Origin of the sequence: Natronomonas halophila (assembly GCF_013391085.1) — an archaeon.
Lineage (GTDB): Archaea > Halobacteriota > Halobacteria > Halobacteriales > Haloarculaceae > Natronomonas > Natronomonas halophila.
In genome coordinates this window covers 2,674,464-2,701,447 of the sequence record NZ_CP058334.1, presented here as the reverse complement: position 1 = coordinate 2,701,447, position 26,984 = coordinate 2,674,464, and the positions used below count along the sequence as shown (strand labels likewise).

At 57.2% G+C, this 26,984-nt stretch carries 23 protein-coding genes; 14 read left to right on the top strand and 9 right to left on the bottom strand.

From position 1 onward, the window contains the following. The first annotated feature begins 14 nt into the window (after positions 1–14). Both HWV23_RS14335 and glmS read left to right on the top strand, forming a co-directional pair. Positions 15–1,205: a sugar phosphate nucleotidyltransferase gene (locus HWV23_RS14335; protein WP_178291070.1), complete on the top strand. Its 1,191-nt coding sequence runs from the start codon at positions 15–17 to the stop codon at positions 1,203–1,205. Continuing rightward, on the top strand, positions 1,205–2,995 hold the full coding sequence (gene glmS / locus HWV23_RS14330) for a glutamine--fructose-6-phosphate transaminase (isomerizing) (RefSeq protein ID WP_178291069.1): 1,791 nt from the start codon (positions 1,205–1,207) through the stop codon (positions 2,993–2,995). Before HWV23_RS14335 ends, glmS begins: the two co-directional genes overlap by 1 nt. Here the strand turns inward: glmS and HWV23_RS14325 are convergent, their stop codons facing one another. The 3 genes from HWV23_RS14325 to HWV23_RS17335 all read right to left on the bottom strand — a co-directional run bounded on the left by HWV23_RS14325 (position 2,996) and on the right by HWV23_RS17335 (position 4,557). Next, on the bottom strand, positions 2,996–3,526 hold the full coding sequence (locus tag HWV23_RS14325; protein ID WP_178291068.1) for a hypothetical protein: 531 nt from the start codon (positions 3,524–3,526) through the stop codon (positions 2,996–2,998). Then, positions 3,526–4,257, bottom strand: a complete 732-nt coding sequence (locus tag HWV23_RS14320) for a DUF4330 family protein (protein ID WP_178291067.1) — start codon at positions 4,255–4,257, stop codon at positions 3,526–3,528. The genes HWV23_RS14325 and HWV23_RS14320 overlap by 1 nt, the downstream gene beginning before the upstream one ends. A gap of 165 nt (positions 4,258–4,422) precedes the next feature. After that, positions 4,423–4,557 carry a DUF8118 domain-containing protein gene (locus tag HWV23_RS17335; protein ID WP_484549438.1) on the bottom strand — a complete coding sequence of 45 codons (135 nt, stop codon included), beginning with the start codon at positions 4,555–4,557 and terminating at the stop codon, positions 4,423–4,425. Positions 4,558–5,014: 457 nt separating this feature from the next. Between HWV23_RS17335 and HWV23_RS14315 the strand changes: the two genes are divergently transcribed. Beyond that, positions 5,015–5,221 carry a hypothetical protein gene (locus HWV23_RS14315; protein ID WP_178291066.1) on the top strand — a complete coding sequence of 69 codons (207 nt, stop codon included), beginning with the start codon at positions 5,015–5,017 and terminating at the stop codon, positions 5,219–5,221. 396 nt (positions 5,222–5,617) lie between these two features. On the opposite strand, the gene HWV23_RS14310 is transcribed toward HWV23_RS14315, so the two are convergent. Further along, complete coding sequence (locus HWV23_RS14310) at positions 5,618–6,829, bottom strand: glycosyltransferase family 4 protein (protein ID WP_211693261.1); 1,212 nt, start codon at positions 6,827–6,829, stop codon at positions 5,618–5,620. 133 nt (positions 6,830–6,962) lie between these two features. Between HWV23_RS14310 and HWV23_RS14305 the strand changes: the two genes are divergently transcribed. The 4 genes from HWV23_RS14305 (at position 6,963) to asnB (ending at position 11,997) form a co-directional block, all read left to right on the top strand. Further along, complete coding sequence (locus HWV23_RS14305; protein ID WP_178291065.1) at positions 6,963–7,922, top strand: glycosyltransferase; 960 nt, start codon at positions 6,963–6,965, stop codon at positions 7,920–7,922. A gap of 127 nt (positions 7,923–8,049) precedes the next feature. Continuing rightward, positions 8,050–9,243, top strand: coding sequence for an O-antigen ligase family protein (locus HWV23_RS14300; RefSeq protein ID WP_178291064.1), 1,194 nt, complete (start codon positions 8,050–8,052; stop codon positions 9,241–9,243). A 188-nt stretch (positions 9,244–9,431) separates the two neighbouring features. Next, a complete protein-coding gene (locus HWV23_RS14295; RefSeq protein WP_178291063.1) occupies positions 9,432–10,106 on the top strand; it encodes an FkbM family methyltransferase in 675 nt (224 codons plus the stop codon). Positions 10,107–10,164: 58 nt separating this feature from the next. Further along, positions 10,165–11,997, top strand: coding sequence for an asparagine synthase (glutamine-hydrolyzing) (asnB, locus tag HWV23_RS14290; protein WP_178291062.1), 1,833 nt, complete (start codon positions 10,165–10,167; stop codon positions 11,995–11,997). On the opposite strand, the gene HWV23_RS14285 is transcribed toward asnB, so the two are convergent. From HWV23_RS14285 to rfbB, 4 genes are all read right to left on the bottom strand, one after another. After that, positions 11,998–12,528, bottom strand: a complete 531-nt coding sequence (locus HWV23_RS14285; RefSeq protein ID WP_178291061.1) for a glycosyltransferase family 4 protein — start codon at positions 12,526–12,528, stop codon at positions 11,998–12,000. 641 nt (positions 12,529–13,169) lie between these two features. Beyond that, positions 13,170–14,942 (bottom strand): carbamoyltransferase family protein, encoded by a 1,773-nt coding sequence (locus HWV23_RS14280; protein ID WP_178291060.1) that lies wholly within the window; start codon positions 14,940–14,942, stop codon positions 13,170–13,172. 93 nt (positions 14,943–15,035) lie between these two features. Then, complete coding sequence (locus HWV23_RS14275) at positions 15,036–16,391, bottom strand: sulfatase-like hydrolase/transferase (RefSeq protein ID WP_178291059.1); 1,356 nt, start codon at positions 16,389–16,391, stop codon at positions 15,036–15,038. 93 nt (positions 16,392–16,484) lie between these two features. Next, positions 16,485–17,426, bottom strand: a complete 942-nt coding sequence (gene rfbB, locus HWV23_RS14270; RefSeq protein WP_178291058.1) for a dTDP-glucose 4,6-dehydratase — start codon at positions 17,424–17,426, stop codon at positions 16,485–16,487. 55 nt (positions 17,427–17,481) lie between these two features. Here rfbB and HWV23_RS14265 point away from each other — a divergent pair, with 55 nt between their 5' ends. The 3 genes from HWV23_RS14265 to HWV23_RS14255 all read left to right on the top strand — a co-directional run bounded on the left by HWV23_RS14265 (position 17,482) and on the right by HWV23_RS14255 (position 20,266). Further along, positions 17,482–18,186, top strand: a complete 705-nt coding sequence (locus tag HWV23_RS14265; protein ID WP_178291057.1) for a sugar nucleotidyltransferase — start codon at positions 17,482–17,484, stop codon at positions 18,184–18,186. A gap of 6 nt (positions 18,187–18,192) precedes the next feature. Continuing rightward, the gene (locus HWV23_RS14260) at positions 18,193–19,011 is read left to right on the top strand and encodes an aldo/keto reductase (protein WP_178291056.1); all 819 of its coding nucleotides are present in this window, start codon (positions 18,193–18,195) and stop codon (positions 19,009–19,011) included. A 91-nt stretch (positions 19,012–19,102) separates the two neighbouring features. Next, positions 19,103–20,266, top strand: coding sequence for a glycosyltransferase (locus tag HWV23_RS14255; RefSeq protein WP_178291055.1), 1,164 nt, complete (start codon positions 19,103–19,105; stop codon positions 20,264–20,266). Positions 20,267–20,283: 17 nt separating this feature from the next. On the opposite strand, the gene HWV23_RS14250 is transcribed toward HWV23_RS14255, so the two are convergent. Then, positions 20,284–22,095, bottom strand: coding sequence for an ABC transporter ATP-binding protein (locus tag HWV23_RS14250; RefSeq protein ID WP_178291054.1), 1,812 nt, complete (start codon positions 22,093–22,095; stop codon positions 20,284–20,286). A gap of 372 nt (positions 22,096–22,467) precedes the next feature. Here HWV23_RS14250 and HWV23_RS14245 point away from each other — a divergent pair, with 372 nt between their 5' ends. From HWV23_RS14245 to wecB, 4 genes are read left to right on the top strand one after another with little or no spacing between them, the layout of a single operon-like run. Next, positions 22,468–23,382: an NAD-dependent epimerase/dehydratase family protein gene (locus HWV23_RS14245; protein ID WP_178291053.1), complete on the top strand. Its 915-nt coding sequence runs from the start codon at positions 22,468–22,470 to the stop codon at positions 23,380–23,382. After that, positions 23,375–24,616, top strand: coding sequence for a nucleotide sugar dehydrogenase (locus HWV23_RS14240; RefSeq protein ID WP_178291052.1), 1,242 nt, complete (start codon positions 23,375–23,377; stop codon positions 24,614–24,616). The genes HWV23_RS14245 and HWV23_RS14240 overlap by 8 nt, the downstream gene beginning before the upstream one ends. Beyond that, a complete protein-coding gene (locus HWV23_RS14235) occupies positions 24,613–25,836 on the top strand; it encodes a glycosyltransferase family 4 protein (RefSeq protein ID WP_178291051.1) in 1,224 nt (407 codons plus the stop codon). The genes HWV23_RS14240 and HWV23_RS14235 overlap by 4 nt, the downstream gene beginning before the upstream one ends. Before the next feature lie 45 nt (positions 25,837–25,881). Continuing rightward, positions 25,882–26,976: a non-hydrolyzing UDP-N-acetylglucosamine 2-epimerase gene (gene wecB / locus HWV23_RS14230; protein WP_178291050.1), complete on the top strand. Its 1,095-nt coding sequence runs from the start codon at positions 25,882–25,884 to the stop codon at positions 26,974–26,976. Positions 26,977–26,984: the final 8 nt, after the last annotated feature.

Below are 26,984 nucleotides of genomic sequence, written 5' to 3'. Positions count from 1 at the left end.
TCAACCGAGTGATTATGGACGTTTCAACAGGGGTCGTTCTCGCGGCAGGGGAAGGGACTCGGCTTCGTCCTCTGACGCACAACCGCCCGAAGACGATGCTGCCGGCGGCCGACCGGCCGATCCTCGAACACGTCCTCGACGTCCTCGTCGAGGCCGGTATCGAGCGGCTCTGTCTCGTCGTCGGCTATCAGCGCGAACGCGTACAGGAACACTTCGGCCACGCCTACCGCGACGTGCCGATTACCTACGCCCACCAAGAGAAACAACTCGGCAGTGGCCACGCCCTCCAGCAGGCCGCTGATGAAGTCGACGAGCCGATTCTGGTCGTCAACGGCGACCGAACCATCGACGAAGGAATCGTCACGGACACGCTCGATACCTTCGATGGCCGGCCGGCCGTCGCGGTGCTCGAACATCCGACGCCCTCCGAGTACGGCGCCGTCGAAGTCGACGGCGACCGACTCGTTGAGCTGGTCGAGAAACCGGAGTCCGACGAATACCGGCTTATCAACGCCGGCGTCTACGCCTTCGACACCGACGTCTTCGACGCGATCGAACGGACGCCGCGACGCGAAGGCGAACTCCATCTGCCCGACGTCATCGGGACGCTGATGGACGACGGCGAGGTGCTAGCAGCCCGGACAGATGGCCTCTGGGTCGACGCCACCTACCCGTGGGACCTGCTGTATCTGACCCGAAAGCTCCTCGCTGAAGGCCGAGTCGGCCTTCCGGAACAGGAGGAAAAGCCGGATGTCTGGGTCGCCGAGAGCGCTCACGTCCACGAGGACGCGACACTACAGGGGCCGGTCGTGGTTGGCCCGGACGCAGAAATCGCCGCGGGGGCCGTTCTTGGACCGTACGTCGCTGTGGGTCGAAACGCGACTATCGGCTCGAACGCCACCGTCGAGGACACACTCCTGGATTCCGACACCCGCGTTGGGCCAGGGACGACGCTAATCGATTGTGTCGCCGGCCAGAGCGTCACGATCGGCGCCGGAACCGTCGTCTCCGGCGGGACCGCGGACGTCCGGGTCGGTACCTCGGTCTTCGAGGAGCAGCGACTCGGTGCGGTGCTGGCCGACCGCGTTGACGTCGGCGGCGGCGTCACTTTCGCGCCCGGAACGCTCGTCGGTGCGGACGCGACGGTCGGCGGCGGTGCGACCATCTCCGGCTGGATCGAGAACGGCGTCGAGGTGGTCCGCTGATGTGCGGCATCATCGGCTGTGTCGGCTGTGATGACACGCTGGATACGCTGATGCACGGCCTCTCGAAGTTGGAGTATCGTGGCTACGATTCGGCGGGTGTCGCACTCGTCGGTGATGGTGGTCTCGACGTCGTCAAGAAGGCCGGCGAACTCGACGCGCTTCGAGAAGAACTGGAAACCCGTACCGTCTCCGGGACGGTCGGTATCGGCCATACGCGCTGGAGCACCCACGGCCCGCCGACGGACGCCAACGCGCACCCGCACCAAGACTGTACCGAGCGTGTCGCCGTCGTGCATAACGGCATCATCGAGAACTACCAGAAGCTACGAGACGAACTCACCGAGGAAGGTCACACCTTCGACAGCGAAACGGACACGGAAGTCGTCCCGCATCTGGTCGAGGCTGGGCTCGACTCGGGGCTGGACGCTGAGGCCGCCTTCCGACGTACAATCGAGCGACTGGAGGGCAGTTTCGCCATCGCCTGTGTCATCAAGGGGACCGAGACGGTCTTCGTCGCACGCAACGATTCGCCACTCGTTCTCGGCATCGACGACGACGCGACCTACCTCGCTAGCGACGTCCCCGCATTCCGAGAGTTCACCGACAAGGTCGTCTATCTCGAAGACGGCGAAATTGCGCGTCTGACCGCCGACGGCTGGAGCGTCTCGACGCTCGACGGGACGCCCGTCGACAAATCCATCGAGACCGTCGAGTGGGACGCCGAGGACACGGGCAAGAGCGGCTACGACCACTTCATGCTCAAGGAGATTCACGAACAGCCGCGAGCGCTCCGGCAGTGCCTCCAGGGCCGGGTCGACGAACTCGCCGGGGAGGTAACGCTCGAAGAGTTGGGTGACCTCTCGCTGAATCGCGTGCACCTCGTGGCGGCGGGGACGAGCTATCACGCTGCTGTATATGGTGCGCAGTTGCTGCAAGCCGAGGGCGTCCCCGCGCAAGCATTCTTCTCCCACGAATACGCAACCTCGTCACCGCCGGCAGAGGACGCCCTCGTTGTCGGCGTCTCTCAGAGCGGAGAGACGGCAGACACGTTAGCGGCGACGCGCGCCGCGCGTCGGCGTGGCGCCGAGACGCTTGCGCTCACCAACACCGTCGGCTCGACGATGGCTCGCGAATGTGACCACGTCTGCTACATCCGGTCGGGACCGGAGATCGGCGTCGCGGCGACCAAGACCTTCGCCGGCCAGCAGGTCGCGCTGAACCTGCTGACGCTGGTGACGACTGATGGGGAAGCAGACCGGGACGTCATCGCTGCGCTTCGGGACCTGCCAAGTGACGTTCAAGAGGTGCTCGATACGTCCGATGCGGAGACCGTCGCCAAGGAACTGCTGGACAGCGACGCCTACTTCTTCATCGGTCGGGACCACAACTACCCCGTCGCGCTGGAGGGGGCGTTGAAGATGAAGGAAATCACGTACAAGCACGCTGAAGGCTTCGCTGCAGGGGAGTTGAAGCACGGCCCGCTGGCGTTGGTGACCTCGAAGACGCCAATCTTCGCGACGGTAATCGGCGACGGCGAGCTAGCTCGGAAGACCGTTGGTAACGTAAAGGAGGTTGAAGCGCGGGATGCGCCGGTGGTTGCGGTGACAGATGGGCAGAGCGATGTGGAGCGGTACGCCGATTACGTGTTAGAGATTCCGGAGACGCACCCGCGAGCGGCGGCGGTGCTGGCGAACGTGCAGTTGCAGTTAGTGTCGTATCACACCGCTGCTGAGTTAGGAAGGTCGATAGACAAGCCACGAAATCTGGCGAAGAGTGTTACTGTAGAGTAATTACTCGTCTTTTTCCGGTGGCTCGGGCGGTTCGAAGGCTGCAATTAGCGCGCGACCGATTCGTGTTTCCGTGAGTTCTGAGGCCGACCGTCGTTCTCGGGTGAGCAGTAGCGCTATACCTGAGAGGAGGAGCCAGCCGCCCGAGAGGTTCCCCGATACGATGCTGGCGAGCAGTCCGCCGAGTGCGCACGTAAACAGAAACCAGCCCGTAAGATAGAGGGGTTCGGACTCGATTCGCCGGGTGGTTCTTTCGGCGACTGCGCTGAGGCCCGTACGTTCAGCCAGTTGATTGCTACGGTCGGTCGCCCAGTCCAGAACGCGAATAATCGGCCCGATAGTGTAGGTTTCCCGCAGGTCTATGACGATGACCTCCGGGTCCGGTTCAGCTAGGAACCATTGGACGATATGCGAGTTGCGGGTCCATCGTGTTAGCGTCGACTCGACGCGACGGATGATCCTGACGAACCGGGAATTGTCGGCCGCTTCGTTGATTCGGTCCCGGAGCGCTTCGATATCGTTAGATTGGGACATTACTCTCGTTCGATGACGTCGGCTTCGAATTCGTAATCGGACGTTCTGACGTGAATGGTCTGACCAAGCCGTATCGGCGCGCCCCCGTAGTAGGGCGTTCCCTCGACGACGCGGGTTTCGAAGTCGACTCTGACCCGGAGACGCGTATGGGTTTCGTTGACGGCAGTTCGGTCGACACCGGTAATCGTGGCGACTGGCATGTCACCGACAAACTGCTGGTCGCCTTCGGAGATCGCGTCGGCGACCGGGGTTCGGATTGTGGCTGCGAGGGTGGCGGTCGTCGTTCGGTTGTCGAAGGACGAGGACGTACCGCGTTCGATAATGAACGCGGCTGTCCTAGTGGTGTTGTCGGAAATCGTGAATCGGTCACCGACTCGAACGCTGTTGCCCCCGAACCGGAATCCTTCCTCGGTTTCGACGCCGTCTAACGCGATGCGGAAATAGACGCGTTGGGCCGGCGTTCGGTGAACGTCCGTGATGCTGGCTGATGTGCCATCGACGTCGATCTCGGTGGGGTCGAACTGCACCGCTGCGTTGCCGGTGGCTACCGCCGTGACGTGGAGCGTTTGCTTCTCCGGGGCTTCGGCATCCCTGGTGCTGTCACGGTTGTCAGTACCGCCGAACACTAGCGCAGCGCCAGCGACAACGATGGCCAGCGCGAAGACGACGACCAGCACGTCGACGATGTTGACTCGCCCGAAGAGGCGACCTTGCTCGTCGATGAGTTCCATTTGTCCGGAGTGGTTGCGGCATTTATATACCAGTTGTGTTCGTGGTCGACGTCACCCTTCGGAAGAGATACGCGTCGCAGATCGTACATCAAGGGGCTGTCGAGGCGTCTCAGATCGCCGAACCCGGCAGCGTCCCTACGACTTCGCCTCGACTCGCTCACGGAATCAGTTCTTAGTTGCCTCACAGCAGTCTTTGAGGTCTCGTTTTCGCATCGCTTCGGCGCTACAGGCTCGACAGCGGTAATACTCCTCGCCAGTCCACTCACCATAGGCGTCGAATTCAGAGATTGGACCGCGAATCCGGTCGATAGCGTTTTGATCCTGGACCTAAGATCCAGCGGTCACGTCGCCGTCAGAGGCGACTCGCTCGGGAATCCGACCATCCGGTGTCGGAATGCGCTTTGCCCGAATCTCCATCCCGACGCGACGTCGATGTTTGTACCCATTCTTCGGGTCGTTTTCATGATAATCCGCGCAGGTGCAGGGATCTTCGACGATGTCGACGGTGTAGGTGTTCCCGGACTCAGAATAAACATTATACTGACCGCCACTCCGTTCGAGTGTGACCTGCATTAATTCCTTGTAAGCACGCCGTGTCCTCGATTTGAGTTCGTCAATACTGTCCGGTTGTGGGGTAAAGACATCTCGTCTATCCATGGTCGGGCGAGAGCGACGAGATACAACGCCCCCGCTGCGGCCCCAAGGGGATTTCGCCCGTTCGCAATCTGGTCATCGCCTGCAGTATCGAGGAATGACCGTGCTCGTCGCTGGGTTCCTGCGAAGCGTCGACCGCCTCGGAGGCCCGCTGCAGGAGGCCCGTGACGACGAGCAGCGCGCTAATGAGGGCGACGAAGAGGCCGCCGGCGAGATCCGCGTCGGCCTCCCGGAGCGTGAAGTACAGCGGGATGCCAACCACCTGAGACTAGCGTTTCAGATTTATGAACCCGAGATAACGGATGGCTAAGAAAGGGTTTCTAAGGGTATGAGTTCTATGCCGTCGAGATAACCTCGGAACGCGGGCTCCGCTCAATCGTCGGTACCGTCAGGAACCAACGAGACTCTGTTCGATGGTGGTGGGAGCAGTCAGTTGCGCTGGCCATCCCACCTCGTATATCGACTTTGACACGCCACTATATACCTGCGCCCACTTCTGGGAAAATGATGCATTCGATGAGGTCGGGACCATCTACACGGTCAACGTAGTCTATCGGACCACCGTCTTAACGCCTGAGGCAATCGTCTTGGACCAACCGTAGGATGCAATACAGTTCATTGAGTAGCCGGACGGGTCGTTTAATAAATACGTGACCCAGTATCTCCGTGATGCAGGCTACACTCAAGAAGAGGGAATAAGAACCGATCAGGCCTCGGAGACGAGTGAACTGTACAGGTCCTCGTGTCGGTCGACGCAAGCCGTCAGAGAGAACTCTGACACTACACGTTCATACGCGTTGGCGGCTCGCCGCCGGCGCTCATTTGGTTCGTTTAATGCCTCACCTATTGCATCCGCGAGGGCGTCGTCGTCCTCCGGTGGCACTACCCAGCCGTGGTCCGCATCAGGAAGTTGTTCTGGGACGCCACCGACAGCCGTTGCAACCACCGGACATTGCATCGCCATCGCTTCGAGGACGACTATTGGGCAAGCCTCAGCGACTGACGGAAGCACAAAGACGTCGAACAGTGAGAGGAGTTGAGGTATATCGGAACGGAACCCCAGGAATCGCACCGTCTCACTAAGACCCAGCGAGTCACGAAGCGACCGGAGCCTTTCCAGGTACTGACGCCTCGTTGCGAGTTCGGCACCTACTATCGGCACCGCAACCTCGTATTCCCTCTCGTCAAGAGTGGCGATTGCACGGAGGAGATACTCGTGTCCCTTGATCGGGTTGAGATTCCCGACCGTCCCGACGATAGTCAGGTCAGGTTTGATTCCCAGATTTGACCGGAGCGCGGTTTCGTCGATATCAATTCGATCGGGATCGAAGGTGTCCAGGTCGACCGGCGCGTATATCGTCCGTGACGGAGTCGCTTCATCGAAGTAATAGTCGTGTACGGCGTCAGCCGCGACGACGATTTCGTCCGCCCAACGGCCCCCCGCGTACGCTGCGATTTGTTTGATGGGAGTCGGTGTGAGCGTGTCGTTGAAGTGCCAAGCAAGCGGCGTATCCGACCTTACTGCCGCTAGTGCGGTCTGGAAATTTACTGGCATATTGGCGTGGACCACATCGTAGTCCCGAGTGTCAATCAGGGATCCGATACGAGTCACCGTCCTCCGGAACGAGAGAACGAACCGGCTATTGGCCCGGAGGTTCGGCGGTGAACGGGGCCGCGGGAGGGGTAATCGGTGAGTAGTGAACCCCTCCTCGGCCGCCACCTCGTCGAAAGCGTCGTCCCCCTCCGGGATCAGAAACTCCGTCTCGATGTCGCGCTTTCTGAGGCTACCGGCGACCTGCAGCGACCGTCGTTGGGGACCACCCATTCTGGGATCGGTAACGCTGTTGAGGACCCGAATCACTCGTCCTCCATCGACACGCACCCTGATGTTCGATCGCTCATCTTTGCTCGTGTACATTTTGAAGCAGTCTAATGAAGACCACTTGTATCTATGGGCAGGCGCGGGTTCGTTGGACAAGGTTGAAAAACGACAGGGAATTAAATCAAGACTCTCTTTACAACCTTATCGAGATGGTTGGCCGGAGAGATTCATGAACGACTACGATATCTCGGTGCTACTACCCGTTTACAATGACTCGGCTCATCTAGAGACGGCTATAGAGAGCGTTATAGGCCAAGAGGGTGCCTCGTTTGAATTGATAGTGGTGGACGATGGTTCGACGGACGACTCCGCGAACGTCCTCGCGACCTATGAGGACCGTCAAGACGTGGAAATCCTCGAACACGATGAGAACCGAGGCCTCGCTTCGGCGTTGAATACAGCTTTGGACGCTGCAAACGGCCGCTTTGTGGCTCGACAAGACGCCGACGACAGGTCGCTTCCCGGACGGTTACGTTCGCAGGTTGAATACCTTCGAGCGAATCCAGAGACCGACGTGGTTGCTGCTGGCGTGAACGTGATCTCCGATTCCGGTGACGTCCTCGGGGGGTTCGCGGCACCCGCGAATCCGGCGGAGAAACTCGACCGATACAATCCAATCGTTCACGGCTCTATTATGGCCCGTAAAGCCGCAATCCGGGACAGCGGGGGCTACGATCCGTTCTTCAGGTATCGACAGGACTACGAACTCTGGGTCCGCCTCACACGGCGTGGCTACTGCATCGACGGGATGGACGAGACGCTATACGAACTACGTCGGAGCAGCGGTCTCGTTCTACTGGACGAACGACGAGAGAAAATCGGCTACTCGCTCATCGCGCGTGCACCCGAGGACACGAAAACGCGACTCAAATCGATCGCAAAGGAGGACGGGATTCGTGCGGTGTTTTCTCACCTCGATTCAGACGAACGCGCCGCGTACCACCGGCGGATGGTCCGCGCGTACGTCGAGCATGGCCACCGAATCGATGCAATCCGGTCCGGGATATTAGCTCTCAGATTGGCGCCCGACGATGGTGAATCGTATCGTCACCTTCTTCTAGCCCTCATTCCACGTCGTATCGGCACACGAATACTGTCAGCAGTCTCAGGACGGGAAGGCGGACGATGAGACGAACTTGGCTACCAAAATATCACGAGGATGAGCGGGAGGTCGAGAGAGCCACGAGGGGTGTTCGATCCAGATGTCATTAATCAGGTGGCTCGGAATCCACGTACTCGGACTCGCGGTCTTCTCTATGATCTTCGACGTGCTGTACCTGTTCCCGGGCGTCTCACTAAGTGAACCGCTATCACTACTGGCCGGGTTGCTGCTGGTTACCGACACGCTCCGCCAGGCAACTCAGAGCACTACGAAGGTACGTATCCGAAAACAGACGATGTTCGTCATCGTCACGTTTCTTCCGTTCATAGCGTTCGCTGTTCTGAGAACAGAGCCCTTCTACTCGGGATACGGCGCAGCTATCTCTTCAGGCTACCTCCGGAAGATCGCATTCGCTTCCTTCGTCGCCATCTTCGTGAGACGCCGTCGTGACCTGAATGTATTGTTGAGTTACGCCGTTGCAGCCGCTGTCATCTCTGCGATCCTTACGCTCCACGCGGAGAACTCTCGCGGAACTGTGCTCAACATCAACGAGAATCTCATGGGTTTCTCTCTCGTCGTTGGGTTCGTCCTCCTACTGGCTCTCTCAATAGACATAACCCATGACCGTAGAAGGTACGGGCTCCTAGGTCTTTCGATTCCCCTCATCGCAGGTGTGATCGTGAGCGGCTCGCGGGGCGCTTATCTCGTTCTTGCCGCGGTGCTGTGTTGTTCAGTAGCGGTCTTCCTGTACGATGATGGCTTACCCACACTCGCGCCGCGGCGACTGATTCTCGGCGTCGTTGGCGTCGGTGCCATCGTCGTCGCCGTGTTCAAGATGGGGGACCCGGCGTATTACCTCGAACGTTTCGGGCGATTGGTCTACATCCTCGACCCGGATGGGAATTCATCCGCACGGTCCATCTCCATAAGACTCGGACTCTACCGGACTGGATTACGGATGTTCGTCGAACGACCGTTGTTCGGTTACGGATTCGGCACGTTTCCGGAGTACGCCGCCAACCATCCCCCGCTTTTCCTCCGTCGTGGCCCCCACGGTCTTTACATCTCCGTTCTCGCACAGCTCGGTGCCGTCGGCGTAGCACTGCTGACGGCCTGGATACTGCATCTCTGTCGCCTGGTCGTGAATGGTTATCGGGGCTACGAAGACCTCGAACGCCGGGAACGCATCCGGTTCGGAGTCCTCGGTGCGGGGGTTGTCGGTGTACTCGTCCAAGGAGTCGCCGTCGACGTCCTCGCCTGGAAACCAATGTGGCTAATTATCGGGTTCATCCTCGCGCAGTTCGAACTACGGAAGAAGAACCCCACCGACGACGAATTCTTGAACTGACTGTCGCTGGTAGCACAGCCTTTGTATATGACCCAAGAGTACCTGACACTAACCCCACCTGAATGAAGAACGTATTACGAAACATCCGCCAGAAGTACAACGAAGACGGGGCCGTCCCTCTGCTCCGAAGCGTCTGGCGAAACGTCCGAGTGTTCACTGAAAAACGTCTGTACGGACTGCAAATCGAGATGGGTGGGAACCGAGTCGAGTACTACGGCATCACGCTTGATCTCTCGTCCGATCAGATAGACAGGACCCAGAAGGCGTCTTTCGTCTACGAAACCTACGAGGAGCCAGAACGAGAACTGATCGACGAGTTCGTCCCCGAGGATCGCGACGTGCTGGAACTCGGTGCGTCGATCGGCTTCATCTCGTGCTATCTCGACGCGCATCTCTCGGCCAGCAGTCAGCAGTACGTTGTCGAGGCCAATCCACGGCTATTGTCCACACTAGAGCGGAACAGGGGACTCAACGACGCGGATTTCGAGATCTGTCACGCCGCATACGCGGCAACCGACGAGGAGGTCTCATTCACGATCGTGGAGAACTTCCTCGCGAGCAGCGTCCAGCGAACGGACGGGAAAGCGGTCGACATCCCTGCGCTGTCGCTCCGCGATGCGATCGACCGGTGGGACCTCGACGGGTTCGTCCTCGTTGCTGACGTCGAGGGAGCGGAGTACGAGCTCGTAGAACACGAGATAGACGACCTCGCGTCCCACTGTGCCTACATCCTCATCGAGTTCCACACGCACGGAGCGGAATCTATCGGACCTGCAAAACAGATGCTCAAGGAGGCCGGTTTCGAGCTACTCGCGGCAAAGCAGGGTGGAACGGTCTGTCTCTTTCAGAACCGCCGGCAGTGAGGGTGACGGGCACCACGACTACGATAAACGATAAATAGCTACCCACGAACGTCACAGTATGTGCGGCATTGTAGGGGTCTATGGACGGACCAATGACGAGCAACTCGGCCGGATGCTGGCGGACATCCACCACCGGGGCCCCGACGACGAGGGGCGGTTCCACTCGTCCGACCCTCCGCTGATGATGGGTGCGCGCCGGTTGTCCATCGTCGATCTTGAAGGGGGTGATCAGCCGATATCGAACGAAGACGGGACGATTACTGTCGTCTTCAACGGCGAGATTTACAACTTCCCAGACCTCAAAGACCGATTGGAGTCGAAGGGCCACACGTTCCAGACGGACTGTGATACAGAGATTCTAGTACACCTGTGGGAGGAGTACGGAACCGACCTGCCGACCCATCTCAACGGGATGTTCGCATTCTCGCTTTGGGACGCCCAGCAGGAACAACTGTTTCTCGCCCGTGACAGATTGGGCATCAAGCCGCTGTATTACGCCGATACCGACGACGAGTTTATCTGGGGCAGCGAGGTCGCCTCACTGCTCACCGCTGGCGTAGAGCGACGGATCGATCCCCGGGCGCTGTACAACTACCTCTGGCTCAAGTATACACCCTGGCCACAGACCCTTTTTCGCGATATCCGGAAGGTCCCTCCAGGGGCCTCTCTGCTGATCGAGGACGGAGAAACCCATCTCGAACACTACTGGGAAATAGCGTCGGAACCGGTCGACGACGATCCGGCGACAGTCCACGAACGGATCAGAGACGGGCTCCGTGAATCTGTTGAACGACGGTTGATGGCCGATGTGCCGGTTGGTGCGTTCCTGTCTGGCGGTGTCGACTCGTCCGCAATCGTTGCGATGCTGGACGACATCGGGGTCGACGACATTATGACGTTCTCCATCGCGTTCGAGTCGGCGCCACACGACGAGAGCGACGAGGCCAGGTTCGTGGCGGAGTACTTCGGCACGGACCATCACGAGATAACCGTCGACCTCGAGTCGATGACGAGTTTCGATGACCTCATCAGACGGTACGGAGAGCCGCTCGCGGACCCTGCCGTCTTGCCGACGATGCTACTCGCAGAGCACGCGAGCGAGGAGGTCAAAGTCGTCCTTTCGGGAGAAGGCGCCGATGAACTGTTCGCCGGCTACCGCCACTACCGGAAGTTGACGGATCATCGGGACCGATACGGATCGCTACCGAATCGCATCTACGATGTCGCGGCGCTGGCTGCAAACGTCAGTCCCGTCGGTCAGCGCTACCTCCAGTACTTTTCAGATCTGAGTACGGGAGACCGAGCGTTCCGACACTGGGCACGTAGCTTCGACGAGTACCCGGATCGATACGCCACGACGGGTCACGGGCCGGTTTCGAGCGGTCTCGTCGACATCATTAGTGATTCGTTCGCCGGCCACCCCGACGATACCGTCAAATCCATCTCGACGTTCGAGGTCGACTACTGGCTCCCGGACGACTTGCTTTACAAGGTCGACCATGCGACGATGGCGGCCTCGCTCGAAGCCCGCGTCCCCTTCCTCGATCACGAGTTTGTGGAGTACGCATACAACCTCCCCTCAGAACAGAAGAACGAGGGTCAGGCGTACAAGCCGCTGCTCAAGCGGGCGGTGGGCGACCTCCTACCCAATCGTATCTTCGAACGCGAGAAACACGGACTATCGGTACCGATCGACGAGTGGTTTCGAGAGGAGCACGAGGCAATCGCCTCACAGCTTACCCGCGAACGGGTCGAGAACGCTGAGTACATCGACGCCGAGGCGGTCTTCGAGATGTGGGACGAACATCGCAGTGGCGAGGCGAACAACGCATTGGCTCTCTGGAAGGTCCTCAACTACGTCGCCTGGTACCACGAGTTCGTTGACGTGTAATCACTCGAGGAGCGACCGATACTCTTCCAGGAGCGCGTCGAACGTTCGTTCGATGTCGTACTGCGACGACGTCCGGAAGGCCGCCTCCCAGTACCGTTCCGGTTCGTCGTAGAACCGCTCGATCTGTCTCGCGAGTGAGCTCGAATCACCTCGGTCAAAAAAGAGGGTGTTGTTACCGATTGAGTGATTACGAAAGACGTCACCATTTGTGGCTATAACTGGAACTCCACACGCTAGTGCTTCATACATAACATTAGGACCGGCCTCCGTAAATGAAGCGAGGACAAGAGCATCTGATTGTAGGTAATGCTTCCGGAGATCTGCCCTCGGAACCCGACCCATAAACTCGAACCGCTCATCCACCAGGCTCTGATCCATCCAAGGTTCTACCGGCGCTGAGTCAGCGCCAATCACCCTTACTGAAAGATCATTAAACGAATCACCCAGCTCTTCAAGCGCGCTCCTTAATATACCCAGACCCTTCATCCGGGCTCGCTCTCTGGAAGTGACAAATGTTAGACGCCGTTCCATTTTCTTCTTGGGCCCGTCTAATGGAAAGAACACATCTCTACGCACCCCCGGTGGCAATATGCTGATTTTATCTGTCTCGATTCCTCTTGCTCTGAGTCCGGTCTCAGCAGCCCATCGACTAAAATCAAAATATCTTACACCACTAAATGGTAGAATTTTACTAAGAGATAGTTTTACTTTCTCTAATCTATCATCGTATAGTTTAGTCCTCCATACAGCCCCTGGGTTAGTAACGCGGAGAATATTCCGGGTCGTAGAATCGTACGAGGTTAGTGGCTTGTTCGATCCAATATTTGGCCCAAGAACTAGGGGTTTCCCAATACTTGCGCCAAGCAGAGGGAGCACGTACCAAGGGAGGGCCGTTAAGTGGATTACGTCAGACGCCGATCGCCGATGTAATATTGTCCGAAGAGCATAGAGGAGTCTTTTGTGTTTTGATCCCGGACATTTGTGGACTTTGTGGGGAGAGCCGACTGATTGACTAATGTTTTTTACGGAGAGTGGAACAATTTCGAACGATATTTCGTCACGTTCGGCATAATCAGCATAAGCGAGTAAATCGTTGACTCGAGCTTGATAACCAGTAGGTTGAGAAGCGTACGTTCCGACGACGATGAGGCATCGAATAGGTTCGTCCATTACTACCTCTCAGTCATCGCCGCCTCTCTCCCCGCGTTCGCCGAGGAGACATCACGCTTCCGTATTACGAAGTCACCGAGCACTAGGAGGTCGAGTCCCATACCGTAGAAATCGCGGACCGCCTCACGTGGGGTTCTGACGATAGGCTCGCCGCTGTCGTTGAAACTCGTGTTCAGGACGACACCGACACCGGTTCGTTCTTCGAACTCGCTGATGAGGCGGTGGTAGCGCGGGTTCGTATCCTCCAGAACTATCTGAGGGCGCATCGTCTTGTCGCTGGGATGGAGAACCGCTGGGATATCCTCCCGGGCCCGCTCGGTCGACGCAAACGTGTCGATCATGAACCGCGCCGCCTTACTCGGTTCGTCCTGCAGATACGTTTCGGCCGCAGAGGGTAACATGGAGGGTGAGAACGGGCGCCATTCTTCACGGTGTTTTACGAACTTGTTTACCCGGTCGAGCGACGCCTCATCGCGAGGGTCTGCCAGTATCGATCGATTCCCGAGAGCGCGCGGGCCGGCCTCCATCGAACCCTGGAACCAGCCGACGAGAGCGCCCTGCTCCAGAGCAGCTGCCGTCACCTCACAGACGTCCTCCGGTTCGGTGTAGTCCACCTTGAGCCGATCGAGCGTCTTGCGGATCGTCTCGCTGTCATAGGAGCTACCGTAGTAGACGTGGGTCATCTCTTCGGTCGGGTACCCACGTCGCTCGGAGAGTTCGAGTGCCCCGCCGATGCTGCCACCGGCATCGTTCGCTACTGGCTGGACAAAGATCCCGTCGACACCTTCGAGTTTCCTGATTCGGCGGTTCATCTTGCAGTTCAGCGCGACACCACCGGCCAGACAGACGTTGGAGAGACCGGTTTCGTCGACGTAGTACGATACCAGATCGGTGACAATCTCCTCGAGCTTCGCTTGCCCGTGGTAGGCGAGGTCCTTGTACTCCTGTGTGATCTCGTCATCCCAGTACCGTGGCTCCATATTTAGGTCGCGAGAGAGCTTCGGCACCCTGTCGTCCTTCTGTCGATAGGTAAGTTCAGTAACGTCGTACTCTCCCTCGCCGACTGAACAGTAGTTCGTGAGGGTCGCGTCAATAAGGTCGTTTTGCTGTCCGTACGGTGCCAGCCCCATCACTTTCCCTTCACCGTTGTGCGAGCGGAATCCGATGAACTCAGTTAACGCGCCGTAGTACGCCCCGAGTGAGTTGTACTGGTGGAAGGTCTTTCGCTCGTTGATCGTTCCGTTTCGGGCCGTGTAGATGGCAGTCGCGAGGTGGTCGCCGTGGTTATCTAACGAAACGACGAGTGCGTCGTCGAAGCCACTCGGATAGTATGCACTGGCGGCGTGCGTGAGATGGTGATTGAGACAGTGAATCGGTGGTACGTCCTGAACGGGCAGGTCGAAGTGGTCGTTTACACTCCCCCGGACTTCTGCCTTCAAGTCCTCGTTCGACCGCAATAATCGCTGAACCGGTTTTCCGAACGCTTCGATTCCCTTCTTCTTGAGGGGGAGGTCAGATCGGAGCCCAGCCTTGACCTCTTTCGCAAAGATACGGCGAGTCTGATCATAGTTCCGGGAGGTAGCGATAGCATCGATGTCGCTGAAAGAGACGGATGCGAGGTCGATGACCTCCTCGATCGCTTCGATTGGGAATGAACCGACGGCGTGTTTCTCGCGCGTGATCCGTTCCTGTTCGACGACTGAGATGATAGAGCCGTCCCGAACCAAGCATGCGCTCGGATCGTGATGGGCAGGAGCAATCCCGAGGACAATCATGGTTTGAAGGTGTGTCCAGGCATATATATCCTTTGTGAGGTTTGCAGCGTGCTCATAGTCGGTTGTCGGTGTTCAATCAGGTACATTATTACCTTATCCGAGGTATCCGAGATCGCGGAGCCTCTCTTCGGCGTCAGAATCCTGGGCCTTCGAAACTGTCGTGTCCCGTTCGGTCTCATCTCTAAACGCGTTGAGCCGGGAGGATAACCGATCCCTGACAGCTTCGTCTGCAAGTGGCGTATTAGTACCTGGACGAAAGAGCATCTCGCGATCCTCGTCACGACTCCGCATGTAGTGACCATCGGGTGCTCGGAGTCCGAGCACGTAACCGTCGAAGTACGACCCGTCGTCATTAAACGATGAATTGTGTTCGGTAAAGAACTTCGTGCTTGAGTGCCAGCAGGTGACGGCATCAGTACGGGATTCTTCGCGCAGGTCGATTCCCTGGGCTTGCTCGAATTCGATATCGTTGGCGGCGAAGAACGTCCGCAACACGTCGGGGTGTTGGACGTACTGGTCTGGGTCACCTTCGATATCGAGACCGGTGACCACTAACGGAACGTTGATAACTTCGTCGAACGCAAAAAGCTGGTGGCCGAAAAGCCCGTACTCCCCGAGGAACTCCCCGTGATCGCCAGTAACGACGACGACGGTATCGTCGAAATCGACTGCGTCGAAAACCCGTTCGAGGCAGGCATCGACGTGGCGTAGTTCTGCCTCGTAAAGCATCTGGATAAGGTCCGTATCGATGGTGTCCTGTTCGCCCTGTCCAATTATCTCGTAGAGCCGTTCATGGAAGTCCATGCTCTCCGATACGACTTCGTCAATCTCGATTGAATCGGACAGGAATTGCCTCGGCGGGAGATATGGCCGATGGGTTTCGTTGAAGTGGGCAAAGAGGAAGTACGGTTCGTCGCGACGTTCAAGGCCGGTCACGTGTCTACTGACGCGGTCAGCAACGAGCGGGGCAGTAGAGTAGAAACTCGCGTTTTTCCCGAATTTCAGCCGGTTAGTGACCATCGATACTGGATACTTCAGTTTCTCCCATATGGTGAGCTTCGAGTAGAACTCCTTAGGAGACTGTTCGAACCAGACGAATTCGTCGAACCCACGGTCGAAGCCGCTCTTCTCGCTAATCCAGATATTACGGGAAACACCGCTGGTACGATAGCCGACCTGCCGTAGTCGTTCTGCGACTGTCGTGATTGATTCGTCTATCTCGGGGAGGAATTCGTCCGGGGGCCCGTAGATTCCGTGGTAGGTTGGATACGTGCCGGTGAGGATAGACGCCGAAGAGGTCGGCGTTTTGATTCCGGTACTGAAACAATTAGAGAACGACCTACCTCGTTCGGCGAGGCGAGAGAGAACGGGCGTGTCCCCCTCGTTCCCGGAGAGGGATGTAAAATCAAGCCGAAAGCTGTCGATCGATATCCAGAGGAGATTCTGCATACCTCTCGATTAGCCTGAACGTCTAATAGCCTTATTGCCTTCTCGACCCGTCATTTCCGAACTGGAATCGTACAGAGATGATGCCGACAGAAGTTACTCGTACCAATCTCGATGCTCGCGGTACCAGTTGACGGTTCGTTCAATCCCCACCTCGAAGTTGACGGTCGGTTCGAATCCGAGTTCGTCCCTGATTCGACTAGCGTCAAGCGAGTACCGCTGATCGTGGCCTTTTCGGTCCTCGACAAAGGTGATCAGATCAGAGGACGCCCCCAAGTGATTGAGTATGGCATTTGTCACTTCGAGGTTCGAGCGTTCATCCGGACCACCGACGTTGTAGATAGTGGAATCGCCATCCTCGAGGACGGCCACCAGCGCCTCACAGAGGTCATCGACGTACAGCCACTGCCTGACGTTGGAACCGTCGCCGTATAGCGGGAGTTCTTCGCCGCGTAGCGCTCTAAGCGTGAACTTGGGGATGAGCTTTTCTACGTGTTGTCTCGGTCCGTATACGTTCGTAGGTCGAACGACAGAAATGGGAAGGTCGTAGGTTTCCCAGAGGGCATTTACGAAGAGGTCGGCGCTGGCTTTGCTTGCCGAATAGGGCGAACTCGGGTCAAGTGGGTCGGACTCCGTGAACGACCCCTCCGTAGTGCTCCCGTAAACCTCGTCGGTAGAAATCTGTACAAAGCGGTCTACGTCCGTCTCCCGGACGAGGTCCATCGCGACGAAGCACCCCTCGACGTTGTTCGTGACGAACTCACGTCCGGATTCGATGGAGCGGTCGACGTGTGATTCGGCTGCAAAGTTTACGACGATGTCCACCTCATCGTACACCTCGCGGAGCGCCCCCCGGTCTCTAACGTCTCCCTGTACGAATGTTAGTGCATCCGACGCCGTGGGTAGTTTCTCGGTGTTGCCGGCGTACGTGAGTTTGTCGAATACGACCACGGACTCGAAGGTACGGATCGCGTGTCGAGCGAAGTTGGAACCGATGAACCCAGCGCCGCCGAGGACGAGGACCGACTGTGACGACATACACCTATCTCAAGTCACGGCAACGTTTTAGTATTTGTCGGTAGGTTTGAGAGACATGAAGGGCGTAATTCTCGCAGGTGGGAAGGGGACTCGCCTCCGTCCTACCACCCGTGTTGTCAACAAACACGTCATTCCTATCTACGACCGTCCAATGATCTACTATCCCGTCGAGACGCTCCTCGGGGCCGGCATCGACGACATCCTCGTTATCAGTAACGCCGATCACATCGGTAAGTACATCGAACTACTGGAGGAGGACTTCGACGCAGACTTCAACTACAAAGTCCAGTCGGAGCCAAAGGGTATCGCACATGGTGTCGGGCTCGCAGAGAACTTCGTCAATGACGAATTCGTCGTTCTGCTCGGCGACAACATCCTCATCGGTGATCTGACTCGTGAGATGCTCTCACTCGACAGCCCAGGAGCCAAAATCTTCGTCAAGCAGGTGGATGAGCCGGCTGCATATGGCGTCGCCACGATTGACGACGGTAAAGTGACACGCTTGGACGAGAAGCCTGACGACCCACCCTCCGATTACGCGGTTCTCGGCCTGTACCGGTACACGAGCGACGTCTTCGATATTATCGACGACCTGGAACCCTCCGACCGCGGCGAGTACGAGATAACGGACGTCAACAAAGCCTACGTCGAACGTGGGCAACTCGAATACGAGGTATTCGACGGGGAGTGGTTCGATGCCGGAACGCCAGAAGGGATTTACAAGGCTTCGAAAGTCGTCCGCGATAACAGGCAATTCTGATTCTCGATGAACTCTGGCGACGGCCTGACCTCCAAAGCCGACTTCGAACTGGGGCTCGGGACCGGCAGCATGCGTGGACCCAAATGCCGCGAGACGGTCACGAAAGCCCTGTCCATCGGGTATCGGCACATCGACACTGCGCGACAGTACGATAACGAGTCGGCAATCGGCGAGGCGCTAACACACTCGGACGTGGACCGGGATTCAGTCTTTCTCGCCACGAAGGTTCACTCGAAACGGTTGCAACCAGCCGACGTCCGTGCGGAGGTCAGGGAGAGTACGGAACGGCTCGGCGTCGAGACGCTGGATCTGGTGTACGTTCACTGGCCGGCCCACACCTACGACCCCGAGTCCACGCTCCTCACGTTAGCCGATTTACAGGACGACGGACTAATCGGGCATATCGGCCTCAGTAACTTCACGCCGAAACTGGTCCGTGAAGCGGAGGCCGTCGTCCCCGGACGGATATTCGCGGTCCAAGCGGAGTGTCACCCATACCTCCAGCAACGCCAACTCCACGACATAGTTGACGATATCGACGCCTGGCTCGTAGCACATACGCCGCTGGCACACGGCGATGTCCTCGAAGATCCCGACATACAGGCGATCGCCGATGAGTACGGAGCGAATCCCGCCCAGGTGGCACTTGCGTGGCTCCTTCATCGAGACCGTATCGCTGCGATTCCCGGTACTCGCGGTGCGCACCTCCGGTCGAATATGGAGGCTAAAGACTTAGAGCTGGATGAAGAGGATTTAGCCCGAATCGACGCCATCGACCGCCGCAAGCGATACGTTTCGTACGAGTTCGCACCGTGGACGGAGTGAGCCCTCGGACCGGCCCGTCCACGACTGGTACCGGACGGCGTGATTCTGAGTCATCAGAACACTAATTTTCCTGAGCGACGACCTAAGCGGCATGGAAGACGAGGACATCGAAGTATTAATCGCGATGAACAACTTCGCGGCGCTGGGGGTCCAGCGAGTCTTCATCAAGATTCTCAACAACTGGCCCGAAAGCGGTCCGGCCGTCGGCCTATCTCTTCACAACACCGAAGGCAGATTCGAGTCCCAGTTCGACGCGGCAGTCCCGGTGTTCGAACTGGACAAAATTCAGCGACCGATTCCAGGGATTCGGGCACCGTTTCGCGTACTCGCATACTACCGGTTGCTCAAACAGGTTCAACCGGAAACTGTCATCGCTGTTAACCAGTTCGAATCGCTCGCCCTCTGTCTGGTCAAACGGTTCTACGACGATTTCGACCTGGTCGTGAGCGAGAACTGCCACGTGACGAGTAATATCGAGCGGGCGGACGCTCACGAAGGCTGGTTCGGGTGGTACTACAGAAACCGTTTCAGACACGAGTACAACACCTACGCGGACGTGGTCCACACCGTGGCGGAAGAGGCTGCAGAGGACCTAATCCACAACCACGGTATCCGCGAAGATAAAGTCGAAATCATTTACAACCCGGTAGACATCGAACACATCAGGGCAGAGGCCGATGCCAGGGAACCGGACCACCCCTGGCTCGGGGCAGAGAACAACACGGTCATCAACGTCTCCCGCCTCACTAGTCAGAAACGGGTCGACATCCTCCTCAAGGCATGGGCAGAACTGAAGGATACTGAACCGGCCGACACCAATCCTCCATATCGGCTGGTAGTCGTCGGCGACGGTGAAGAGCGGGACGCGCTGGAGGAACTGACTCAAGAACTGGGTATCGAAGACTCTGTCGACTTCGTGGGGTTCAAACAGAATCCCTGGCCTGCGGTGAAACAGGCCACACTCCTGGCGAGCACGTCCGAGTGGGAGGGACTTCCACTCACGCTGATTGAGACGCAAGCCGTAGGGACGGCGATAGTCGCATCCGACTGTCCCTCCGGACCTAAGGAAATTCTGCTATGCGGAGATGCCGGGTTCCTGTTCCCGAAGAACGATGTGGCCGCCTGCGCCGAGACGCTTGAGTCAGCGCTGACAGCTCCCGAGGAGCGAAGACGCCGCGTGGAGGCCGCGACGGCTGCTCTCGACCGATTTGCGGTCGAGACTGTCGTGGAAGAGTTCGTTGATTTGGTCCAGTAGATGGTTCCCGGAGCGCGTTAGGTGTGGACCCCCGAGTCAGTTTGGGTCGCCTGTTTGGTGTATAACTCCGTGTACTTCCCTCGGCGTTCGATGAGTTCTTCGTGCCGACCCGTCTCGATGACTTCACCGTCTTCCATGACGTAGATACGGTCGGCGTCCCTGATGGTCGAAAGTCGGTGTGCCACGACCAACGTGATATACTCTTCGTCGAGGGAGGTGATGGCGGCGTGGACGCGCTCTTCCAGGGAGGTGTCGAGGTCGCTCGTCGCCTCGTCCAGCACCAGTACGTCCGCGTTCTTGAGCAGGGCTCGAGCAATGGAGATGCGCTGACGTTGTCCACCAGAGAGACGGACGCCGTCGTCACCAAGGACCGTATCGAGTCCGGCCGGGAGATCGTCGGTGAACTCTGTCACCTGTGCGATCTCGCAGGCCTGTTCGACCTCGGCCTGACTGGCATTCCGGTTCGCGACGGTCAGGTTGTACCGCAAAGTGTCGTTGAAGATGTACGGGTTCTGTCGGACCACGGCGACCTTGGAGCGCCATCGCTCCCTGTCGAACTCCTTGATGTCCACCCCGTTGGCCTTGATGGTTCCAGCGTCCGGCTCGTAGAAGCGGGCGAGGAGTGACACGATTGTCGACTTTCCAGCACCGGACTGACCGACGAAGGCGACGAATTCTCCCCGGTCAGCCTCAAACGAGACGTCCTTCAGGACCTTCTGGCTCGTATCATAGGAAAACGATACCGAATCCGCCGCGAGTCGCGTGACCGTCTTCGGGGGATCGCGGGTGCCATGGACAGGTTCGACAGCCTCCTCCAGTTCTGCGATGAACTCCTGTGTCCGGACGAGGTGAGGGAGGCCACCTTCCGCCTTGTAGACGAGGTTGTTGAGACGACTCGCCCGAGGGGCCAGCCTGAAAATGGCGAACAGGAATAGGCCCAGACTTGCGAGAGAGAGGGACGTGTACCCAACAGCGGCGTAAATCAGTACGAACACCGTCACCGCTGCGACGAGCTGATAGAAGTTATTCATCGCCGCTTCGTTTCGGCGGAGATGGACCGTTGAGTCGGCTACCTCGGCCACGTTCCTGCGGAACTGTTCGAGCATCTCGTCTGCCATCCCGAACAGTTTGATGTCACGAATTCCTTGTGTCCCCGCCTGTGTAGCTTCTTGGACGTCCTCGTTGGCTTGGGCGACGAACCCTCCGACGTCGTATCCGGGTGAGAGTATGGAACGGATGAAGACCGTAAATCCACCGAGAGCAACGACGGTGACGAGCGTCAACAACGGAGCTAGATACAACGCAATTGAGAGGTATATCAGACTCAACAACGTTTCACGGACAATGTTGATAAGCCACTTGATTACCTTCCCGGCTTCCATCGCCTGTGTGATAATCGCGTTCAATATCCGGTCAGAACCCTCGCGATCGAAATACTCTATTCGCGCGTCGAGGGTCGACTCGTAGGCCCGGTTCCGTAGATGAGTAACGTAGTCGGCCTGCAACCGGGCCTGAAGCCACGAAACGCTGAAACTGGTGGTGAACCGTAACGTCATTATGAGCGACACACCGAGGACAATCGTCTCCAGCGTAAACGGGACGCCGAGGAAGTCATACATCGTAAAAAATACTCCCGCGATGCCGTCCGGTTCGCCGCCGCTCGACTGAGCTTGGTCGATGATCGGTACGAGAAAGCTGATGCCTATTCCCTCGAGGACCGCCGATACGAGACCGAGAGCGATGACACCAAACGTGTAGAGTGGCCGATGTTCCACAACCTCGTATATCGAAGCGAGTTTGTCTCGCCAAGGGATATCGTCATTACTCATGTATTCAAAACCCTACAACGCCAGCGACTTGAAGAGCAAAAGGCTACGCACATCAATAAGTCATGTGCTTCAGAATTTCAACGCGCGACGGGAACGACTCTCGCGGAAAATTCTCGGGTAAAGCTGCGAGATCGAAGTATCCTACTCACAGGTAACATTCATTCCGGGGATAAAATACCGTCAATCTTCATATATCAGTCGAATACCATACTGTAAGCTGAGAAGCCAGCTATTACGATGGGTTTCAGATTGATGTCGCAAAGGTATTGGTAGATATCCACCATTAATCACATTTTAGGAATAGGAATAAAGGGTGAAATTTCGATTTGAACGAACCGAAAGATGTAATCTCACGGCAAGGCCAGAGAATCTATGAGCGATATCCTCGTTACTGGTGGCCTCGGGGCCGTCGGTTCCCCTCTCGTCGACGAACTCGAATCCAGAGGCCATGACGTCTGGGTCGCCGATTTGCCGTGGAACGAACGCGAGAAGTACTACCGCGTCGACGTATCGGAGTACCGCCAACTCGAACGCGTCTTTGCCGACCGTGAATTCGATTACGTCTATCATCTCGGTGCCGAGTTCGGCCGGAACAACGGCGAGGACTTCTACGAGACGATGTGGCAGTCAAACGCGACCGGAACGAAGAACATGATTCGCCTCCAGCAGAAACATGACTTCCGGATGATATTCTCCTCGTCTAGCGAGGTATACGGCGACTACGACGGACTAATGGAGGAGTCAGTCCCCCACGAGAAACCCGTTCGCCAACTCAACGATTACGCCATTTCGAAGTGGGTCAACGAGATGCAGATTCTCAACTCTGCGGACCGACATGATACCGAGACGGTCCGCGTTCGCCTTTTCAATACATACGGGCCTGGCGAGTATTACAGCGAATATCGAAGCGTCGTCGCCAAGTTCTGTTACCGAGCACTTCACGACGAACCGTATCACGTCTACGACGACCATCACCGGTCCTTCACCTATATCGGGGACACCGTAAACACACTCGCAAATGTCGTAGATAACTTCAAACCCGGCGAAGTGTACAACATCGCGAGTACGGACTATCGTAATATCAAGGAACTCTCCGATTTGATCCTCGATCATCTCGGTAAGGACGACTCGAAGGTCGAATATCGCGGACGCGAAGAGCACAACACGCTGAACAAGAAGGCGAGCATCGAGAAGGCAAAGCAAGACCTCGATCATGACCCGAGTACCTCTCTCGAGGAAGGTATCCCCAAGACCATCGAGTGGATGAAAGACGAATACGATGTCTGAAATCGAGAAGGTCGTCGTCGTCGGGACGGGCTTTGTCGGACTCCCGCTGGCGCTCCAACTCGCGAAAAACGAAGTCGAAGTAGTCGGTGTAGATATCGACGAAAATCTCACGAAAGCGATCAACGATGCGTCCCTAAACCTCGATGAGGAGGAGTTACAGCGACTCCTCGAAGACGAAACGGTTCAGGAGAATCTTATCGCTCAGACGACACCCGAGGAGGGAGACGCGTTCGTCATCTCGGTACCGACGCCGCTCACGGATCCCGAAAAGAGCCCCGACCTTTCACACGTCGAAGCAGCCATCGAGTCAGTACTGCCGTATATCGAGTCGGGCGACGTGCTGAACGTCGAGTCGACGATTCCGCCGCGGACCTGCGAAACCCTCATATCGAACATACTGGGGGACGCTGATTTCACTCCAGGCGAGGACGTTCACCTCGCCCATTCCCCGGAGCGAATCCTCCCGGGGGACGTCTTCGAAGAGATTGTTCATAACGACCGCATTATTGGGGGGACAACACCCGAATGCGCCGAGGCGGCGGCGGAAATCTATGAGCCGTTCCTCCAGGGGGATGTCTACACGACGGACCTGCTTTCGGCTGAGTTGTGCAAACTGATGGAGAACACGTTCCGGGATATCAACGTCGCAATCGCCAACGAGTTCGCCCTCATCGGTGACGAGCTTGACATCGATATCGAGCACGTCATCGAGTTGGCTAACAAGCATCCCCGCGTGGATATTCTCACACCCGGAATCGGAGTTGGCGGACATTGCCTGCCTATCGATCCTTGGTTCCTCAACGAAGTCGACCCGGAGCATACCAACCTGATTACGACTGCACGACGTGTGAACGATCTCATGCCGGACCGTGCCGCCAAACGCATCCGTCGTCTCGTCGCGGAGTATACTGACCCGGATATCCTTGCGCTTGGGATGGCATACAAACCGGATACCTACGACCAGCGGAACAGTCCAGCAAGGGCCGTCGTCGAAGACCTGCGGTTAGATGGCTACTCGGTGAGCCACTACGACCGTCATGCCCCCAAAGAGACGTATGACGACCTACGGGCGCTGGTCGAACGAGAAGGCCCGGATGTTATCGTCGAACTTGTTGCCCACGACGAGACGGTCGCGGAACTAAACGAACTTCGCGAGTGGCTGGCCGACCAGCGTATCCTCGCGGCCCGATTCGAGGGTGCCGCAATCGAGCGTCTCACTCCATCTCCGAAATGACGCGAACACTCATCGTTTCACATTTCTTCTCACCAGAATCTCTGGGCGGTGCCCACCGTTGGAAGAAACTCGCCGAACAACTGCCAGATGACCATGATTGTCGGGTTATCTGTCCGCCCCCATCGTTCCCCTACGGCGAATTCGACCGAACATGGAAGCCGCTCGAACGGGACCGACTCGATGGCGTTCCGGTTACACGACTGTGGACGTACCAGCCGAAATCCGATTCGACGTCGGAAGAGTCGAATCTGGGACGTATTTTAAATTACGTACTGTTTTCGCTCTTCGCCAGTCTATACGTGCTGTGTAACTTTTGGCGATACGATACGATTGTCACCGTCTCCGCCCCTCACACGACGTTTCTACCGGGAATCGTGGGGAAGACTCTGGGATTGGCGTGGATGCCGGATATCTTCGATTTGTGGCTCGACAACGCGCTCGATCTGGGCTATGTTGAGAAGGATACTGTTCCGTATCGGTTCATTGCTGAACTAGAGCGACGGGCAATTCAGAATTCGAATCACGTTCTCGTGATCACCCAGACGATGGCAGCACATTTCGCAGAAAAGTACGATGTTTCGATGGACCGGTTTACGCTCGTTCCCTTCGGGGTGGATGAGGAATTGTTTGCACCACAACCAGGTTCAGCGGATACTGATACGGTCGTCTACACCGGGAATATGGGCGAAGCCCATGCACTCCGTCCATTCATTCTTGCGTTCAAGCATCTGGAGGACGTTGCAGAACTCCGTTTGGTTGGAACCGGAAAGCGTCGCGAGGAACTCGAAGCCCTCTGTAGGGAGGAAGGCTTGACCGGCCGTGTGAGGTTCGAGGGCGTCGTTCCCCGGGAGGAAATTCCCAAGATTCTTGCTGAAGCGACTTCGAGTTTCGTGCCCCTCAAACAGGGGCAAAATCTGGACTACGCACGGCCTACGAAACTACTCGAGAGTATGGCAGTTGGAACCCCATATATAGCGAGTTCCCTTCGTGAAATCGAACGAATTACGGAAGAGTCAGGTGCTGGATTCGCCGTCGACAACGATTCCGAGGAAGTCGCCAATGCTGTTCGGAAACTCGTAGACGACGATGATCTCCAACGCGAGATGGGTGAACGAGGCGTCGAATTCATAAACCGGGAACACCGATGGCCGGAACTCGCCACCCGCGTCGACAAGGCAATCAAAAACGCAGACACGTTCGAAGTCGAACCGACTGATTAAATCAGTACGAACCGTTTCGGCCTGTAGAGGCGACCATTAGAACCGATGGCTACAGATTCACGCGAATTACTCTTTGTTCTCGGAACTCGGCCGGAAATCATCAAACTGGCGCCCGTAATCCGTGCCACCGAAGCGTCCGAGAAATTCTCGACGCAACTCATCCATACCGGACAGCACTACGACGACGAACTGAGCGACGTGTTCTTCGAAACCCTATCAGTACCCAAACCAGACGAATGGCTCGGAATCGGGAGTGGTACACAGGGCGAGCAAACCGCGGAAGCCCTTCGCGGAATCGAACGAGCGATTACCGCTCTATCTCCAGACGCCGTCGTCGCACTCGGCGATACGAACGCCGTTCTCTCGGCTGCGCTCGCCACGAGCAAGATGGATCCAGCGTTTGCTCATATAGAAGCAGGTATCCGGAGTTTCGATCGGTCGATGCCAGAAGAAGTTAATCGAGTCCTCGCGGACCGAGTGACCGATTTAGCATTTGCCCCGACTGAAACAGCGGTCGAACACCTTTCCGCAGAAGGGGTTACTACGAACGTCTGGATGGTCGGTAATACTGTGGTCGACGCGTGTCTTGAGCATGCGCCAATCGCCGAGAAACAATCTGCTGTCCTCGAACGACTTGGAATCAGCGAAGACCGATACGCAGTAGCGACGATTCACAGACCCAGAAATACGGATCAACAGGATCGCCTCGTGAAAATAATCGACGCACTAGATGACCAGTCGTTCCCCGTCATCTTTCCCGTCCATCCGCGAACCCAGGATGCTCTTGCGGGAATCGACGTCAACTCAGACGGAGCACTTCGCTTCATAGACCCTCTCAATTATCTCGATTTCCTTAAACTCCTCAATAGCGCCCGCCTCGTATCGACCGATTCCGGAGGAATTCAAGAAGAAGCTTCGATACTCGAAGTCCCCTGTCTTACGGTGCGTCCGAATACCGAGCGCCCGGAAACTATCAAGGCCGGCGTAAATGAGCTCGTTGAACCCAAGAATCTTAGCAAGCGAATCAGAGAGATTTATCAGAATCCAACGATTCGACAGGAGATGACCGGACATCCGCATCTGTATGGGAATGGAAATTCAGCGGAAAAGATAGTCTCTATTCTCGAAGAGGAATTATAGGTATCCGT

Coding starts and splice junctions, on each gene's coding strand:
- glmS (WP_178291069.1), top strand. CDS start 1,205: ATGTGCGGCATCATCGGCTGTGTCGGCTGTGATGACACGCTGGATACG.
- HWV23_RS14305 (WP_178291065.1), top strand. CDS start 6,963: ATGAACGACTACGATATCTCGGTGCTACTACCCGTTTACAATGACTCG.
- HWV23_RS14255 (WP_178291055.1), top strand. CDS start 19,103: ATGGAAGACGAGGACATCGAAGTATTAATCGCGATGAACAACTTCGCG.
- asnB (WP_178291062.1), top strand. CDS start 10,165: ATGTGCGGCATTGTAGGGGTCTATGGACGGACCAATGACGAGCAACTC.
- HWV23_RS14335 (WP_178291070.1), top strand. CDS start 15: ATGGACGTTTCAACAGGGGTCGTTCTCGCGGCAGGGGAAGGGACTCGG.
- HWV23_RS14240 (WP_178291052.1), top strand. CDS start 23,375: ATGTCTGAAATCGAGAAGGTCGTCGTCGTCGGGACGGGCTTTGTCGGA.
- HWV23_RS14300 (WP_178291064.1), top strand. CDS start 8,050: ATGATCTTCGACGTGCTGTACCTGTTCCCGGGCGTCTCACTAAGTGAA.
- HWV23_RS14250 (WP_178291054.1), bottom strand. CDS start 22,095: ATGAGTAATGACGATATCCCTTGGCGAGACAAACTCGCTTCGATATAC.
- HWV23_RS14320 (WP_178291067.1), bottom strand. CDS start 4,257: ATGGAACTCATCGACGAGCAAGGTCGCCTCTTCGGGCGAGTCAACATC.
- wecB (WP_178291050.1), top strand. CDS start 25,882: ATGGCTACAGATTCACGCGAATTACTCTTTGTTCTCGGAACTCGGCCG.
- HWV23_RS14245 (WP_178291053.1), top strand. CDS start 22,468: ATGAGCGATATCCTCGTTACTGGTGGCCTCGGGGCCGTCGGTTCCCCT.
- HWV23_RS14325 (WP_178291068.1), bottom strand. CDS start 3,526: ATGTCCCAATCTAACGATATCGAAGCGCTCCGGGACCGAATCAACGAA.
- HWV23_RS14285 (WP_178291061.1), bottom strand. CDS start 12,528: ATGGAACGGCGTCTAACATTTGTCACTTCCAGAGAGCGAGCCCGGATG.
- rfbB (WP_178291058.1), bottom strand. CDS start 17,426: ATGTCGTCACAGTCGGTCCTCGTCCTCGGCGGCGCTGGGTTCATCGGT.
- HWV23_RS14275 (WP_178291059.1), bottom strand. CDS start 16,391: ATGCAGAATCTCCTCTGGATATCGATCGACAGCTTTCGGCTTGATTTT.
- HWV23_RS14265 (WP_178291057.1), top strand. CDS start 17,482: ATGAAGGGCGTAATTCTCGCAGGTGGGAAGGGGACTCGCCTCCGTCCT.
- HWV23_RS14260 (WP_178291056.1), top strand. CDS start 18,193: ATGAACTCTGGCGACGGCCTGACCTCCAAAGCCGACTTCGAACTGGGG.
- HWV23_RS14295 (WP_178291063.1), top strand. CDS start 9,432: ATGGGTGGGAACCGAGTCGAGTACTACGGCATCACGCTTGATCTCTCG.
- HWV23_RS14235 (WP_178291051.1), top strand. CDS start 24,613: ATGACGCGAACACTCATCGTTTCACATTTCTTCTCACCAGAATCTCTG.
- HWV23_RS14310 (WP_211693261.1), bottom strand. CDS start 6,829: ATGTACACGAGCAAAGATGAGCGATCGAACATCAGGGTGCGTGTCGAT.
- HWV23_RS14280 (WP_178291060.1), bottom strand. CDS start 14,942: ATGATTGTCCTCGGGATTGCTCCTGCCCATCACGATCCGAGCGCATGC.